16 protein-coding genes are annotated in these 15,641 nt (G+C 62.0%); 7 read left to right on the top strand and 9 right to left on the bottom strand.

The genetic code is table 11. The annotated features are described in order from the left end of the window. Nucleotides 1-71: 71 nt before the first annotated feature. Genes C8K44_RS15035 through C8K44_RS15025 form a run of 3 tightly spaced genes read left to right on the top strand, consistent with a single transcriptional unit; the run spans nucleotide 72 to nucleotide 1,553 of the window. Nucleotides 72-719: a glutathione S-transferase family protein gene (locus tag C8K44_RS15035; RefSeq protein WP_109576595.1), complete on the top strand. Its 648-nt coding sequence runs from the start codon at nucleotides 72-74 to the stop codon at nucleotides 717-719. Between the two features lie 12 nt (nucleotides 720-731). Next, a complete protein-coding gene (locus C8K44_RS15030) occupies nucleotides 732-1,067 on the top strand; it encodes a metalloregulator ArsR/SmtB family transcription factor (protein ID WP_109576594.1) in 336 nt (111 codons plus the stop codon). A gap of 15 nt (nucleotides 1,068-1,082) precedes the next feature. Beyond that, nucleotides 1,083-1,553, top strand: a complete 471-nt coding sequence (locus C8K44_RS15025) for an SRPBCC family protein (protein WP_109576593.1) — start codon at nucleotides 1,083-1,085, stop codon at nucleotides 1,551-1,553. 2 nt (nucleotides 1,554-1,555) lie between these two features. Here the strand turns inward: C8K44_RS15025 and C8K44_RS15020 are convergent, their stop codons facing one another. Next, nucleotides 1,556-3,037 carry an aldehyde dehydrogenase family protein gene (locus C8K44_RS15020; RefSeq protein WP_109576592.1) on the bottom strand — a complete coding sequence of 494 codons (1,482 nt, stop codon included), beginning with the start codon at nucleotides 3,035-3,037 and terminating at the stop codon, nucleotides 1,556-1,558. A 120-nt stretch (nucleotides 3,038-3,157) separates the two neighbouring features. After that, on the bottom strand, nucleotides 3,158-3,802 hold the full coding sequence (locus C8K44_RS15015) for a carbonic anhydrase (protein WP_109576667.1): 645 nt from the start codon (nucleotides 3,800-3,802) through the stop codon (nucleotides 3,158-3,160). Nucleotides 3,803-4,053: 251 nt separating this feature from the next. On the opposite strand from C8K44_RS15015, the gene C8K44_RS27520 reads away from it, so the two are divergent. Beyond that, entirely contained in the window at nucleotides 4,054-4,224 is a 171-nt protein-coding gene (locus tag C8K44_RS27520) for a hypothetical protein (protein WP_158282738.1), read from the top strand. 15 nt (nucleotides 4,225-4,239) lie between these two features. Here the strand turns inward: C8K44_RS27520 and C8K44_RS15010 are convergent, their stop codons facing one another. The 7 genes from C8K44_RS15010 to C8K44_RS14980 all read right to left on the bottom strand — a co-directional run bounded on the left by C8K44_RS15010 (nucleotide 4,240) and on the right by C8K44_RS14980 (nucleotide 12,274). Then, nucleotides 4,240-5,553, bottom strand: coding sequence for a BatD family protein (locus C8K44_RS15010; RefSeq protein WP_109576591.1), 1,314 nt, complete (start codon nucleotides 5,551-5,553; stop codon nucleotides 4,240-4,242). Beyond that, the gene (locus tag C8K44_RS15005; protein ID WP_109576590.1) at nucleotides 5,550-7,115 is read right to left on the bottom strand and encodes a VWA domain-containing protein; all 1,566 of its coding nucleotides are present in this window, start codon (nucleotides 7,113-7,115) and stop codon (nucleotides 5,550-5,552) included. Before C8K44_RS15005 ends, C8K44_RS15010 begins: the two co-directional genes overlap by 4 nt. Next, nucleotides 7,112-8,119, bottom strand: a complete 1,008-nt coding sequence (locus C8K44_RS15000; RefSeq protein WP_109576589.1) for a VWA domain-containing protein — start codon at nucleotides 8,117-8,119, stop codon at nucleotides 7,112-7,114. The genes C8K44_RS15005 and C8K44_RS15000 overlap by 4 nt, the downstream gene beginning before the upstream one ends. Continuing rightward, entirely contained in the window at nucleotides 8,106-8,633 is a 528-nt protein-coding gene (locus tag C8K44_RS14995; RefSeq protein WP_109576588.1) for a DUF4381 domain-containing protein, read from the bottom strand. The genes C8K44_RS15000 and C8K44_RS14995 overlap by 14 nt, the downstream gene beginning before the upstream one ends. Before the next feature lie 2 nt (nucleotides 8,634-8,635). Further along, nucleotides 8,636-9,640: a DUF58 domain-containing protein gene (locus C8K44_RS14990; RefSeq protein WP_109576587.1), complete on the bottom strand. Its 1,005-nt coding sequence runs from the start codon at nucleotides 9,638-9,640 to the stop codon at nucleotides 8,636-8,638. 11 nt (nucleotides 9,641-9,651) lie between these two features. After that, on the bottom strand, nucleotides 9,652-10,626 hold the full coding sequence (locus C8K44_RS14985; protein ID WP_109576586.1) for a MoxR family ATPase: 975 nt from the start codon (nucleotides 10,624-10,626) through the stop codon (nucleotides 9,652-9,654). Nucleotides 10,627-10,711: 85 nt separating this feature from the next. Next, complete coding sequence (locus C8K44_RS14980; RefSeq protein WP_245417494.1) at nucleotides 10,712-12,274, bottom strand: arylsulfatase; 1,563 nt, start codon at nucleotides 12,272-12,274, stop codon at nucleotides 10,712-10,714. A 419-nt stretch (nucleotides 12,275-12,693) separates the two neighbouring features. On the opposite strand from C8K44_RS14980, the gene C8K44_RS14975 reads away from it, so the two are divergent. From C8K44_RS14975 to C8K44_RS14965, 3 genes are all read left to right on the top strand, one after another. Continuing rightward, entirely contained in the window at nucleotides 12,694-13,665 is a 972-nt protein-coding gene (locus tag C8K44_RS14975; protein ID WP_245417493.1) for an HAD family hydrolase, read from the top strand. Between the two features lie 34 nt (nucleotides 13,666-13,699). Beyond that, nucleotides 13,700-14,584 (top strand): polyphosphate kinase 2 family protein, encoded by an 885-nt coding sequence (locus tag C8K44_RS14970; RefSeq protein WP_109576585.1) that lies wholly within the window; start codon nucleotides 13,700-13,702, stop codon nucleotides 14,582-14,584. 98 nt (nucleotides 14,585-14,682) lie between these two features. After that, nucleotides 14,683-15,636: a formylglycine-generating enzyme family protein gene (locus C8K44_RS14965; protein ID WP_109576584.1), complete on the top strand. Its 954-nt coding sequence runs from the start codon at nucleotides 14,683-14,685 to the stop codon at nucleotides 15,634-15,636. The last annotated feature ends 5 nt before the right edge of the window (nucleotides 15,637-15,641 follow it).

Genomic DNA, 15,641 nt, shown 5'->3' with positions numbered 1-15,641 from the left:
TGCGTCGGCGCCATGATAGTTAAGTATCTACTTCAGTGTTTGAGCAACGTGGATCCAATGAGGTTTCCAACATGTCGTTGACGCTGCATTTCCACCCCCTCGCCTCGTTCTGCCACAAGGCGCTGATTGCGTTGTACGAGAACGACATCCAGTTCGAACCGGTCATCGTCGACCTCGGCGAGCCGACATCGCGAGCGGCGTTCCTGAAGCTCTGGCCTATCGGCAAGATGCCCGTGCTGCACGATCATGCACGCGACCGCGTCGTGCCGGAGTCGAGCATCATCATCGAGTATCTCGACCAGCATCATCCTAGTCCGGTGAAGCTCGTTCCCGTTGACCTTGACGAAGCGCGGCGGACGCGTCTCAGCGACCGCTTTTTCGACCTCTATGTGCAGGAACCGATGCAAAAGATCGTGACCGACAGGATCCGGCCAGCAGGCATGAACGATCCGCACGGCGTGGCCGCGGCTCGGACACAGCTCGAAACCGCGCTCGGCATGGTGGATAACGATATGCAGTCCAAGCCCTGGGCGATGGGCGAGAACTTCACAATGGCGGACTGTGCCGCGGCCCCTGCCCTGTTCTATGCCGACAAGGTCGCGCCGCTCGCCAGCGGACATCCCAATGCCGCCGCTTATCTGGACCGCCTGATGGCACGACCATCGGTGGCACGCGTGTACAAGGAAGCGGAACCCTATTTCAAGATGTTCCCAAGCTGATGGACAACCGCGATGCTGCATGATCCGGCACAACTCGACCTGATGTTCCAGGCACTTGCCGATCCAGCCCGGCGCGGCATGGTCGACCGGCTGTGCCAGGGGCCAGCCTCGGTGAGTCAGTTGGCCGAACCATTCGCCATGTCGCTGTCGGCGGTGATGCAGCATCTCCAAGTGCTTGAGGCCAGCGGCCTCGTGCGCACGGCCAAGGTGGGCCGCGTGCGCACCTGCCAGATCGAGCCGACGGCCCTGAGGCGCGCCGAAAGCTGGATTTCAGAACGCCGGATGCTGTGGGAACAACGCCTCGACAGGCTGGGGGAATTTCTGGCCGAAACATCCGATGAAAACTGAGCAAGGGAGTTCGAAATGACCAAGCGATCCGTGACCCACGCTACGTTCACCATCGAACGCCGCTATGACGCGTCGCCGACACGGGTCTTTCATGCGCTGAGCGACCCTGTCGCCAAGGCGCGCTGGTTTTCCGGCCCCAAGGAGTGGGGCGCGATGGAGCACAAGATGGACTTTCGCGTCGGTGGCCGTGAACTGAATTCGGGCGGACCGAAGGGCGGGCCAGTGCACAAATTCAATGCGGTCTATCATGACATCGTGCCGGGCGAGCGCATCATCTACAGCTACGACATGCATCTCGGCGAGACCCGCATTTCGGTGTCGCTGGCAACGTTCGAGCTGATGGCTGATGGCACTGGCACAAGGCTTACCTTCACCGAGCAAGGCGCGTTTGTCGACGGCTATGACGACGCTGGCAGCCGCAAGCGTGGCACCCTCCAATTGCTCGACGCGCTGGGCGCAGAGCTTGAACGGCAGGCAATCGCCTGAGCTCAGTCGATCCGGATGAAAACGCCCTTGGTGTTGAGATATTCGTCGAGGTGCTCGGCACCGCCCTCACGCCCGTAGCCGCTCATCTTGTAGCCGCCGAAAGGCACGGCAGGGTCGATGGCGTGGTAGGTGTTGACCCATACGGAGCCCGCATGAAGCCGCCGCGACAGCTGGTGAGCGGTGGCAAGGTCGCGGGTAAAGACACCGGCGGCAAGGCCATAAGGGGTGTCGTTTGCACGCCGCACCACCTCGTCGAGCGTGTCGAAGGACAGTGCCGAGATGACCGGGCCGAAAATCTCCTCGCGCGCAATGCGCATGATGTCGGAGACACCGGCAAAGACAGTGGGCGCCACGAAATTGCCGGCCGCGAGGGCGCCATCCGACAGCCTATTGCCGCCAGCGACGAGCCGGGCGCCCTCCTCCGTGCCGGCGCGCAGATATCCCTGGACCCGGTCGAGCTGGCGCGGCGAAATCAGCGGGCCGATTTCGGTGTTCGGATCGATGCCGTTGCCGATGCGCAATGCGCCGGCATAGGCCGCCAGTCGCGCGACGAATTCGTCATGGATGGAGCGCGCGACGAAAAGCCTGGAGCCCGCGATGCAGATCTGGCCGGAATTGGCGAAGACCGACATCGCGGCGACCGGCACGGCACGCTCGAGATCGGCATCGGCACAGACAATGACCGGCGACTTGCCGCCGAGTTCGAGCGACACGCGCTTGAGATTGCCGGCCGAGGCGCGGACGATGCTCTGGCCGGTGGCGGTGGAGCCGGTGAAGACGATCTTGTCGACGCCCATATGTTCGGCGAGCGGCGCGCCAGCCTCGGGGCCGGTGCCGGTGACGATGTTGACGACACCATCAGGGACGCCGGCGTCAGCCATCAGTTCCGCGATCAGAAGCGGCGTCAGCGGCGCCTCCTCGGACGGCTTCAGGACAACCGTGCAGCCAGTTGCCAGCGCGGGGCCGATCTTCCAGACCGAGGCGGCGGTCGGAGCATTCCACGGGATGATGGCGCCGACGACGCCCACGGGTTCCTTACGAGTGTAAGAGACGATATCGCCAGCCAGCGAATTTTGGATGCTCTGCCCATGGATGGCCGTGGCCATGCCGGCGTAATAACGCAGCATGCCGAGAACTCGGTTGGCGTTGCCCCGCGCCCTGACGATGGGCAGGCCCATGTCGGTGGTGTCGGAAACGCAAATCTCTTCCCAGTGACGCTCGAACAGATCGGCGATCTTCAGCAACAGCTTCTGCCGCTCATGCGGCTTGAAACGGCTCCATGGACCGTCAAAGGCGTTGCGAGCGGCAGCGACCGCGCGTTCGATGTCTCGCTTGCCGCCCCGCGGCACGGTGGCGATAATCTCGCCGGTGGCGGGATTGCGGGTCTCCATCGTCTGGCCGGACGCGGCCTCTACCCACGCGCCGCCAATGAACATCGGGCGATGGCGGCCGTCGAGCGAATGGCGGGTCTGGTCTACGGTCATCAACTGGCTCTCCCCTGGCGCAGCAATGGGCACAGGCGCCCATGGCAACGTCAGTCCCGCAAGCCTAGGCTGGAGACATCAAACCATTCAAGTCATTGAGATGGGGCCAGCAGAGAACGCTCAGGCGATGGCCGTGCGTTCGAAGTCGCCGGTATTGCGGTCCATCAGCCACAACTCGCCCGCCGAGATATCGAACCAGGCGCCAAAGATTTCCAGCCGACCCTTCTGCTCAAGGATCTTCACGCATGGAAACGTGCGCAGATTGGCTATCGAATAGCGGATCGAAATGCGCTCGAGCGCGGTCTGCCGCTCGGTCTGGGTCATCATCGTATTGCCGGTCACCGTCTCTGCGGCAGGGGCGACCAGGCTCATCCATTTGCCGATAAAGTCACCGGGAGACAGCGGCGCCGAATTGGGATCGAGCGCCGCCCGGATGCCACCGCAACGTCCGTGGCCCATCACCACGATGTTCTTCACCTTGAGCGCCTGCACGGCGAATTCGAGCGCGGCCGAGGTGGAATGGAATTCGCCGTCCGGCGAATAGGGCGGCACGAGATTGGCGACGTTACGGACTACAAACAGTTCGCCGGGGCCAGCATTGAAGATGGTTTCAGGCGCAGCGCGGGAATCGCAACAGGCTATGACCATTGTCTCGGGCGACTGACCCTCTCGCGCCAAAGATTTGTAATGATCAGTCTCGGCCGCATAGCGACCGGTCATGAAGTTGCGGTAACCGGTGAGCAGTGTCTCGGGCAGATGCGACATGCGTTTGGCCATAAACAAAAAATGCCGTCGCGGCAAATGCAAAACCGCGACGAAGCGATGGCCGCCACTTCGGATTTGTACACGAAGCCCAGGCTCAACCAGCAGATGAGTCCCCTGGTGCTTTACCGCGCCGGCAGTTGGGATATGCTGCGCTGCCGGCCGCGACGGAACGCCTGCAACGATAGGGTGAACCCGCCGTTGACACTGCGACATCGGTCGCGACCTTTCCAGAACGCTTCGGGGAGAGAGACATGCGCGTGCTTCTTTTCGCAGTTACCATCTTCTGTCTGCTGGCAGCGCCGGCCACGTCGTGGCAATTCACCACTCGTGCACAAGCTCAGGAATGCACAGGGGAAAACTGCCCCAAGCCGAGCGGCCAGGGACGGGACTGCGAACAGAAAAAAGAAAAGACCGTCAGCTGACACCCTGCTCGCTGTTCAGGGATTGAGCGCAGGCAAGGCCGAGGATGAAACGGTTCTACCCGCGTGGCTTGCCAGCCACCGCTTCCTGGCGGGTGCTAATCCGCCCAGCAGTTTCTGGGGATTGCAGGGCGTGGAATCCGGCTTTGCTGCGAAGATGGCACTTTCGAAGCGCGCTAATTCTTGTTGCGCTGCCTCATCTCCGTTTTGGCGTAGCCACATGGACACCGGCGCAATACCTGCCCGACGCGACCAGGAATCGAGGGCCGAATAGATTTCAGGCAAGCGACCCGCGCGGCACGCTTCTTCAAGGCGCTGGAAGTAGGCAGGCTCGGATTGTTCATGCTCCAAACGCCGCGCGTGTCGCCAACCATGCAGGCGCGGCAAGGCGGTTGTAACGAGCCACGCCAAGGCCGCCAGCGCAACTGCCACCGCCACGAACCACGGCCAGTATTTCAGCCATGCTTTCCACTTGGCCGGCGCTGGTTCCTCAGGCGCTGGCGGCGGCGCGATGGCAGGCTTGAATGCGGCGACATCGGCAACCGACACCGAGATCTCGGGAGCCCGCGCCGTCGCATGCTTTTGCGATGCCGGGTCATACCAACCGACCTCGACAGCGGGCAAAACGTAGCTGCCCGGCTTTTCGAAGGCATAGGTGACGCGGTCGACACGCTTGCCGCTTCCCTCCTGGTCGGAGAGCACGGGATCATGAGGATAGATGCGAACGCCGTCGGGCGCGGTGAAATCCGGTACGGGGATCATCATCGCCTGCATGCCCTGGGCACTGACAGTAACTGTACGAACCAGAGTGTCGCCGGTCTTGAGGCCCTTGGGCTCCGGATCGACAGTCTGAGTGACCGTCAGCGCGGTGGCGGCGGCCACATTTCCGGCCGGGGCGCCGGGCACGCCGGCAACGGTGAACTTGGCCGGCGGCAGCGTGACCGATCCTTTGGTCGCCTGCCCGGGGACCGCGGCATAGGCGAATGTGATTGTCGCTGGCGGCAGCACATAATCGCCTGGCGCTTGCGGAGTAACGAAATACAGCCGCCGAATGCCCGAAAAACTCTCCCCGCCTATTGTCTCGACGAGGTTTACCGCCCGCACATCAGGCAAGGTAACGACGGCGTTTGGAATGTCGAAATTCGGAAACTGCGGCGCCGACATGAAGAAATTCGGCACCAGCACATCGACCTGGACCTGAACCTGCTGGCCCGAAACGATGGGAGCCGGCGTCAGGATGTCGACCCGAATGAGAGGTTCGGCGGCATGAAGCGGCACGACCGATACGAGCGCGAAAAGCAGGACAGCCAGGCAGCGGGCGACGAAGCTCATCGTTTCGTCCCCGCCACTTCAAGGGCGAACCTGCGGGCCAGAAGGTCGGTGGGCGTTACCTGGATGTTGCGCATCCACATGTCAGCCGTCTGCTGCGCCAGGTCGACAGTGCCCGCCTTGCCCTTCTTGCCCTTGTCATCGAACTGGATCTGGTCCGGCTTTTCATTGGGATCCTGCTGCTGCTCGTCCTCTTCGTCCTTCTTCTGGGCAATGAGCTTTTCCACAATGGCCAGGTTTGCCTTGGCCTGCGGCCAGTCGGGCTTCAGCTTGAGGGCTTCCTTGAAACCGGTCACCGCCTCGTCGAGCTTGTCGAGTTGCGCGAGCGCATTGCCCTGATTGTAGTAGCTCTCGGCTTTCCTCACCTGCGCGAAGGCATCGATGGCGTCGCTGAATTGACCCGCCCGATAGAGCGCGACTCCGCGCCACATGGGATCGCTGAAATGCGCCGCGGCACCCGCATAGTCACCCTTGTCGAAGGCGAGCCGTCCCTGCTGGTCTGGGGTCAGCCACATGCCTGCGAAATCGAACTCGGCCGCATCGGCACGGCCTGGCGCTGCAAGGGTGGCTGCGATCATTGCCGCGCAGGCCCATTGCACCGTCCAGCCGCGACGGAACCAGAACGCACCCAGCACGGCGATGGGAATTGTGAGCCACCAGCCGACATCCAGCCAGCGTGTCTGGCCTTCGGCGAGCTTTGCCTGCAAATGGCTTTGCACGCGCTGGGCGATCCAGCCGACATCGCTGTCGTCCATGGTGATGGTGGCGACGCGAACCCCGGCATCGCGCCCAAGAGCCTGTAATTGCGCAACGTCGAGTTTCGCAATGACGCGGCCTCCGCCCTCTGACAGGAACTCTCCCTCCCCCGTCTTGACCGGTCCGCCCTCGGCGGTTCCGACGCCCAAGACCATGATTTCATTGTTGCCGGTATGGCGCTTGAAGGCTTCCGTCGCGGCCGGTTCGACGCCGTCGGTCAGGAAAAGCAGCGTGCCCGGCACCTCTTCGTTTTTCAGCCCCGCTTCGGCGGCCTCGAGCGCCTTGGCGGTATCCTTGCCCGGAACCGGCATGACCCTCGTCTGCAGTGCGTTGACATAGGTCTTGACGAGATCGGCGTCGTCGGTGAGCGGCAGAACCATATGGGCGGAACCGGCATAGGCGTAGACAGCGGTACGACCGCCGGGCCTCAGCTTGAGCAGGTCCTGCACCTTGAGCTTGACCCGCTCAAGCCGCGAGGGCGTGATGTCGATGGCGTCCATCGTCTGCGAGACGTCGATCACCAGCACCAGCGGCGCCCTGTCCTCGACGAAAGGCGGTTGCTCGCGCTGCCATGTCGGCCCGGCCATGGCAACGGCGCCAAGCGCAATGAGGAGGGCGACAAAATGCACCGGTCGCCAGCGTTTGCTGCTCTGCCGGTCGATGACGAGATTTTCGAGGAGATGCGAGGCGATGAGGCCACGCAGGCGCGAGCGGACATCGGTTTGCCGCGACAATAGGAACACCAACGCAATGGCGGCAAGAATTGCCAAAAGCCACCAAGGCCGGAGGAAATGAAAATCCGCGATCATGAGACCTGCCCCACCCGCTCGGCCGGCGCGCGGCGCAACACGACCCACAGCCAGGCAAACAGGTGATAGGCGATCAGCAAAAGCAATGCAGCGCCCAAGGGGTAGCTGAACAGCTCGATCTTGGGGCGCCAGGAAAGCGTGGTCTGGTTGGCGGGCGTGATCTTGTCGAGGGTGGCGTAGATATCCTCGAGCTGGCTCTGGTCCTGCCCGAAGAAGTAGCGACCGCCGGTCGTCGCGGCGATCTTTTCCAACGCGCCGACGTCGAGCTTGTCTTCGCCCGTGGCCCCAGGGTCGCCGATGCCGACCGTGTGAATGACGATCTTGTTCTGGCTGGCGATATCGGCCGCGCGGTCCGGCGGCATCTTGCTTGCCGTATCGTTGCCGTCGGTCAAGACGACCAGCACCTTTTCCGGCGCCTTGCTGTCGGCGAACATCTTGATGGCAAGGCCGATGGCATCGCCCAGCGCCGTTCGAGGCCCGGCCATGCCCGGCAAAGCGTCCTCGATCATGGTCTGGACGGTGAGATGATCGAGCGTGAACGGGACCAGAGGATATGGAGCATCACCAAAGGCGATCAGTCCGACGCGATCACCCTGCCGGCGCTTGACGAAATCGCTGACCACCTGCTTGACGGCGTCGACGCGGGCTTCGATCTGGCCGGACGGATCGCGAAAATCACGCGTGTCCATCGATTGCGACAGGTCGAGCGCCAGCATCAGGTCACGCTGCGGCTCGGTCTTGGTGATCGGCGGCTCGACAAACTGCGGCCGGGCCAAAGCCAGCACGATGAGAAACCAGCACAGCGGCGCCAGCAGCCTTTGCGCCCAATTGGTGCGGGGTATGACCGAACCTTGCGTCGGCACCACGCCGGCGGCATCGGCCACCTCGCCAAAGAACGGGATGCGGATCGCGGCGGTTTCCTCGCGATAGGCCGGCACCAGCCACCAGATGAGCAATGGCAGCGGCAGCACCGCGAGCAACCATGGATACTCAAGCTGATACAACGTGGCCCTCGATCCATCGGCGTGCTGAAGCCGCAAACATGCGCGCATCGTCTTCGCTGACGCTCGCGCGTGTTTGCCTCGAACGGTATTCGAGATCGTCGAGCAGTTGTGCGGCCGGCTCAGGAAAGGATTTTTCGCCGCCATGCTTGCGCAGGAAAGCGAGCCAGTTTCCGCCGCTGAGCGAGGCCACGGCATCGCGCGGCCAAGCCGCGAGTGCGACGCGCTTGAGCAGTTCGGGCATGGCTTCAAGCGCCTCGGCCCGCGTTTTGGTATCGCCGAGTTCCTGCTCGATGCGGCCCAGCTCGACAAGCGCTTCGCGGCGGTAGCGGTTGGCGACGCGCCGCCTGTGCCAGCGCCACACGGCAAGGAGCAGCAGTGCAGCGGCTATCAGCGCAAGCAGCGCCCAACCCCAGGTCTGCGGCATCCATGACACCGGCGGCGGAACGGCGATGTCATCCAGTTTTTCCAGTGCCAGTCTGGTCAGCGGATCCTGTTGGGACTGTACCGGCTCCATCGTCACCGCCTCCTCTGCCGCCAGGCAAGCTGGCCGAGCGTGCGGCGCAGTTGCGGTGCAGTTGCCTCGGCTGCGGAAACCAAAAGCATCGGCAGGCCCAGCTCCTGCTGCCAGGCCATTAACTCCTCGCCGCGTTTTCTGGCAAAATCCGCGACGCCGCCCCTGACCTTGCCGTGTCCGAGCGGCAGCTCGGCCTGCATGCTGCCGCCGCTGACGACGATTTGGCCGGTCTCAGGCAGGTCGAGCATGAAAGGATCGTAGACCAGCACCGCGATCACGTCGTTGCTGATGGTCAGCCGCAACAGCAGGTCGCGGGTGCGCGGGCCGTGGCCTTCAAAATCGCTGATGACGATGACCAGATGATCGTGGCGCGCGACATTGGCCACAGCCTCGAGTGCAAGGTCGAGTTGGCCCGAGCCGCGATGATCGGACAAGTCTGCCCTCAATTCGGCATTCTGCCCGGCGATCGCACCGGCGAGCTGGATGACGGCGGCCCGGCTGCGATGAGGCCTCAGCTCGTCGATGCGGGTGTCGTTGAAGACTAAGCCGCCGACGCGGTCGCCGAGGTTCATCACCCGCCAGGCGCAGAGCGCCGCCGTCTCCGCCGCCGACACCGATTTCATCATCAGGCGGCTGCCGAAAAACATGTTCATGCGCTGGTCGACGACGATCAGCGCTGGCCGGTCCTTCTCCTCGTCATAGACGCGAACGAAAGGCTTGCCGGTGCGCGCCGTCACCCGCCAATCGATGGTGCGGACGTCGTCGCCGGGCAGATAGTCGCGCAGTTCCTCGAAGGAAAGCCCGCGCCCCCGCATGTTGGAGGCATGGCGGCCGGCGAGCAGGCGATTGACGGGCTGCTTGCGGAGGAAATTGAAATCTCGTGCCGCGGCCTCCAGCGCCACCAGTTCATCGACGGTCGTATAGACACCCTTCGCCGGCGCCGGCACAGCGTTGCGCGGCTTGACCAGGCCCTTCGACCGTCCAAGAGCCGACAAGGAGAAACCCATGGATGCCTCCGTCAGGCCACCGCCACAAGTTCAACGACACGGTCGACCACCTGGTCGGCGGTGACGCCGGCGGCATGCGCCTCGTAGGACAATATCAGGCGATGACGGAAAACGTCATGCACCACCGCCTTCACATCGTCGGGACTGACATAGTCACGTCCGTTGAGCCAGGCGTTGGAGCGAGACACCTTGTCGAGCCCGATCGAACCGCGCGGACTGACACCAACCTGAATCCAGCTTGCCAGGTCCTTGTCTAGCTTGGCCGGCTCGCGTGTCGCGTAGACGAGGGCAACGATGTAGTTCTCGACCGGTTCGGAAACGGTGATTGCACCGATCTGCTGGCGCGCATCGAAGACCGATTTCTGGTCGAGCTTGGCCGCCTGCTTGCCTGCGGGTTTGCCGCTGCTGTTTTCTTCCCCCCGCACCAGCCGCATGATCTGGGCCTCGGCTTCGCGGGCCGGATAGTCGACCCGCACGTGCATCAGAAAACGGTCGAGCTGCGCCTCGGGCAGCGGATAGGTGCCTTCCTGCTCGATCGGGTTCTGCGTTGCCATGACGAGGAACAATTCGGGCAATGGGTGGCTGTCGCCGCCAACGGTGACCTGCCGCTCCTCCATCGCCTCCAGCAGAGCGGACTGCACCTTGGCGGGCGCTCGGTTGATCTCGTCGGCGAGAACGAGATTGGCAAAGATAGGTCCTTGCTGGAACCTGAACTCTCCTTTGCCTGCTTCCGTGAAATAGACTTCCGAGCCGGTAATGTCGGACGGCAGAAGGTCGGGCGTGAACTGGACGCGCGAGAGCTTGGCGTCGAGGTTCTTGGCAAGGCTCTTGATGGCGCGGGTCTTGGCAAGACCGGGCAAGCCCTCGACCAGCAGATGGCCGTCGCTCAACAGCCCCAGCAACAGGCGCTCGACCATGGCATCCTGGCCGATGATCGACTGGCCGATGCGTTTGCCGAGGTCGATGATGTCGTCGCGTGCGGTCATGGCGACCTCAATTTTGCGTGTCTGTTAAAGGACGCGCCAACCTGTGGGTTGGCGCGTCGCAGCATGGGAACGTGAATAGCCCAGGCTATTGCTTCTTTTGTTGCTCTTCGAAGTGCTTCTCGATGGCCTTGTCGACCTCCTCGCGAATCTGATCGACGCTGAAGCTTGCCGGCCGCTGACTGGGCGGGTATTCGACAAAGGTCTCCAGAATGGCGGCCGACTTCATGACCCCTTTCACGAACAGAAAATCATTCCTGACCCGCCAATCGTTGTACTGGTCCGAAACGATATCGGCGCGCTCGTAGGGGTCCGTGCGAAGATTGAACAGCTTCGGAACGCGGAGTTTCGTGAAGGGATTTGCCCAGACGTCAAAGCCGCCAGGCAAACGTTGTTCTTCAAAGACGACTTTCCAGTCGTCGAAACGCGTGGCCACCAGATCGCCATCGTCATTGAAGTAAAAGAACTCGTTGCGTGCGCTTTTCGGCGACTTGCCCGTCAGGTAGTCAAGCTGGTTGAAGCCGTCGAGATGCACCTTGAACTGCTTGTCACCGATCTGCTTACCCTTCAGCAGCTCGTCCTTGATGGTGGCGTCGCCGCCCGCCGCCAGCAGTGTCGGAAACCAGTCGAGCCCCGAAACCATCTCGTTCGAAATCTGTCCGGGCTCAATTTGTCCGGGCCAACGCACCATTGCCGGCACGCGGAAGGCGCCTTCCCAGTTGGTGTCCTTTTCGCTGCGGAAGGGTGTCGTCGCCGCGTCCGGCCACGACCACTGGTTTGGGCCGTTGTCGGTTGTGTAGACTACGATCGTGTTGTCGGCGATGCCGAGGTCGTCGAGCGCCTTCAGCAGCTTGCCGACGTCGCCGTCGTGCTCGATCATCCCGTCGCCATATTCGTTGTCGGGCATCCCGCTTTGGCCGCGCATCGATTCACGCACGTGAGTGAAGGCATGCATGCGCGTCGTGTTCATCCAAGTGAAGAAAGGCTTCTTGGCCTTGGCCTGGCGGTTTATGAAGTCGATGGCTGCAGCCGTCGTCTCGTCGTCGATCGTCTCCATACGCTTGATCGTCAGCGGACCGGTGTCCTCGATCTTGCCGTCGGCGAAACTGTGCAGCACGCCGCGGGGGTTGTAAGCCTTGAGAAATTCCGGGTCGTCCTTCGGCCAATTGGGACTCTCGGGCTCTTGCTCGGCATTGAGATGATAAAGATTGCCGAAGAACTCGTCGAAGCCGTGCTTGGTCGGCAGGTACTCGTCGCGGTCGCCTAGATGGTTCTTACCGAACTGGCCGGTTGCATAGCCAAGCGGCTTCAGCGCCTGGGCAATCGTTACGTCGCGATCCTGCAGGCCAACAGCCGCGCCGGGAGCGCCGACCTTGCAGAGGCCCGTCCGCAAGCACACCTGACCCGTAATGAATGTCGAGCGCCCTGCCGTGCAGCTGTTCTCGGCATAATAATCCGTGAACATCATGCCTTCCTTGGCGATGCGGTCGATGTTGGGTGTCTTGTATCCCACCAAGCCCATGGAATAGGCTGATATGTTGGTCTGGCCGATGTCGTCGCCGAAGATGACGAGGATGTTGGGTTTTTGCGCGTCCTGCGCGCTGGCGGATGAAACCGCCCCGATGGCCAAACAACTGGCCGCGGCGATCATTGCCGCCCTCAAAATACTTCCCTTCCGCATAGTCATACTCCTGAGCGAAATCAGTTGGAACGAACCGGTGCTTTCAAGACAGGGAGTGCCCATCAAAATGTCGACGGACTTTGTGCCGGACCTCCATTCGGCATGATCAGTGTATTGGCGCACTTCACGCTAGGGAAGACGGAACGTAACAGGAATTCTTGTGCCAGCAGATGTTTCGGTATCAAAGCTTACATCTTGTAAATGAAGCGATAGTCGGCGGCGCTTCGGTGCCTGTATGAGATTGTATTACTATCAACGAGTGCTAATGAAAAACGGCGTTCGGTTTTGCTCTGGAGGATTGGCGAAAACACAGATAGCATTGCAGATGAGCAGTTCAGTCGGAGGCGATTTTGACGACCCCCTCACGCAACTTCTTCCTGCAAACATTCCTGGCACTTCCTCTCCTTTTGCTGGCACTTGTCTCCAGCGCCTTCGCCCAATCGGACCCGTTGCCGTCGTGGAAGGACGGCGCGGTGAAGTCGGCGATCACCGATTTCGTCGCCAAGGTGACGAAGGATGGCGGAGCGGATTTCGTAAAACCCCAAGAACGCATCGCTGTCTTCGACAATGACGGAACACTGTGGTCGGAGCAGCCGATGTATTTCCAGCTGGCTTTTGCTCTCGACCGCATCAAGGCGATGGCGCCACAGCACCCGGAATGGAAGGACACCGAGCCTTTCAAGTCAGTGCTGGCAGGCGATATAAAAGGGCTCGCCGCATCGGGCGAAAAGGGCCTGATGGAGCTGATGGCGGTGAGCCATTCGGGCATGACCACGGATGAATATGCCGCCATCGTTGCCGATTGGTTGAAAACAGCGCGCCACCCCCGCTTCGATCGCCCCTACGACGAACTGGTCTACCAGCCGCAACTGGAGCTTCTTGGCTATCTCCGCGCCAACGGCTTCAAGACGTTCATCGTCTCGGGCGGTGGCGTCGAATTCATGCGCGGCTTCGCTGAAAAGGCCTATGGCATTCCTCCCGAACAGGTCATCGGATCGGCCGGGGTGACAAAGTTCGAATTGCGAGACGGCAAGCCGGTTCTGGTCAAGGAGCCCAAGGTCGAGTTCATCGACGACGGCCCAGGCAAGCCTTCGGGCATCAACAATTTCATCGGCCGCCGCCCGATCCTCGCCTTCGGCAACTCGGATGGCGACCAGCAGATGCTGGAATGGACCGCGGCCGGCGACGGCGCGCGCTTCATCGGCATTGTCCACCACACCGATGCCGACCGCGAATGGGCCTATGATCGCCAGTCGCATATCGGCAAGCTCGACAAGGCGCTCGATGAAGGCACCGCCAAGGGCTGGACCATCGTCGACATGAAGAGCGACTGGCTCACCATCTATCCGCCGGCAAAATAGCCGGCGGCGCACCGCCCCCATTAGAGGCACCGACATGCTGCCAGCCGAAATCGTCAAGACCTTTCGGGTGAAGAAGGGCCGGAAGTTCCAGCTTGGCGACTGCAATCCGGGCGACACGTGTGGCCTCGACATCGAAAAGGACGACGCCAAAGAACTGCTGGAAGCAGGCGTGAAGCGCCTGCGCGGGCTGCAGGAACGGCTTTACGCCGAAGGGCGCTGGTCGGTGCTGATCGTCCTGCAGGCCATGGACGCAGCGGGCAAGGACAGCGCCATCGAACACGTCATGTCCGGGGTCAACCCCCAAGGCTGCGACGTGACTTCATTCAAGGCACCGAGTTCGACCGAACTGCGCCACGACTACCTTTGGCGCTGCGCAGTCAGGCTGCCGGAGCGCGGCCGCGTCGGCATTTTCAACCGTTCCTATTACGAAGAAGTTCTCGTCGCTCGCGTGCACCCGGAAATCCTCGCCAGCCAGAACCTGCCGCCGGACCTTGTGACCGACGACATCTGGAAGGAGCGTTTCGAAGACATCTGCACCTTCGAAAAGCACCTGGCGCGCAACGGCACGATCCTTCTCAAGTTTTTCCTCCACGTTTCGAAGGACGAGCAGAAGCGGCGTTTCATGGAACGCATCGAAGACCCGGAAAAGCGCTGGAAATTCTCCAGCCAGGATCTTGTCGAGCGCCAGCACTGGAGCGCCTACATGGACGCCTATGAGGACATGATCCGGCACACGGCGACGAAAAGTGCGCCCTGGCATGTCGTGCCGGCCGATAACAAATGGTTCACGCGCCTGGTCATTGCGGCAACCATCGTTGACCGGCTGCAGAAGCTCGACCCGAAATTCCCGGAGGTTGGCGACGAGGTCTTGCAGGAGATGGACAAGGCCCGAAAGCAGCTTGCCGATGAGAAATCCTGAGGCCCAGTGCGCATGTGCCGGGCAGCGAAAAGGTCGACACGACAAGGGCAAGGTGTATGCTGCCTCGCCGTGCAAACGCCGTTGAAAGAGATATCGCGATGAACGAAAGCCCAGTCATCGGCAAGGCGGACATGCTGTGGATTCCAGGCGGCACGTTCCGAATGGGCTCGGACAGGCACTATGCCGAGGAGCGCCCTGCCCACCGCGTCAGCGTCGACGGGTTCTTCATGGACAAGACCCCTGTCACCAATCGCCAGTTCAGGCGTTTCGTCGAGGCTACCAACTACACCACCTTCGCCGAGATCCCGCCAAACCCGGCTGACTATCCAGGCGCCCTGCCGCATATGCTGCAAGCCGGATCGCTGATCTTTTCGCCGCCGAAAGGCCCGGTCGACCTGCGGAACTGGGGGCAGTGGTGGGCTTTCAAGTTCGGTGCCAACTGGCGCCGGCCGTATGGTCCGGGCAGCAACATCAAAGGGCTCGACGAACATCCGGTGGTTCATGTCGCATACTGCGACGCCGAGGCTTATGCCAAATGGGCCGGCAAGGAACTGCCCACCGAAGCCGAGTGGGAGTTCGCTGGCCGCGCCGGGCTCGAAGACGCCGAATACGCCTGGGGCGACGAACTCACCCCCGGCGGCAAGCACATGGCCAACACCTGGCAAGGCACGTTCCCGCACGAGAACCTCAAGAGCGACGGCAACGACCGCACCTCGCCGGTGACAGCATTTCCCGCCAACGCCTACGGTCTCTACGACATGATCGGCAATGTCTGGGAATGGACCAGCGACTTCTGGTCGACCAAGCACACCGAGGATGCGCCGAAAGCCTGCTGCGTGCCGACCAATCCGCGCGGCGGCCCCATTGAGTCGAGCTTCGACCCGAACCAGCCGCAGATCAGGATCCCGCGCAAGGTGTTGAAGGGCGGCTCGCATCTGTGCGCGCCCAATTATTGCCGTCGTTACCGGCCCGCCGCGCGGCATGCCGAGCCAGTCGACACCTCGACGAGCCACGTCAGCTTCCGCTGCGTGTTACGGCAGAAGACGGACTAGGCGGC

The sequence above is a fragment of the Aminobacter sp. AP02 genome, from assembly GCF_003148805.1.
Lineage (GTDB): Bacteria > Pseudomonadota > Alphaproteobacteria > Rhizobiales > Rhizobiaceae > Aminobacter.
This window is presented reverse-complemented; position numbering and strand designations above follow the sequence as displayed.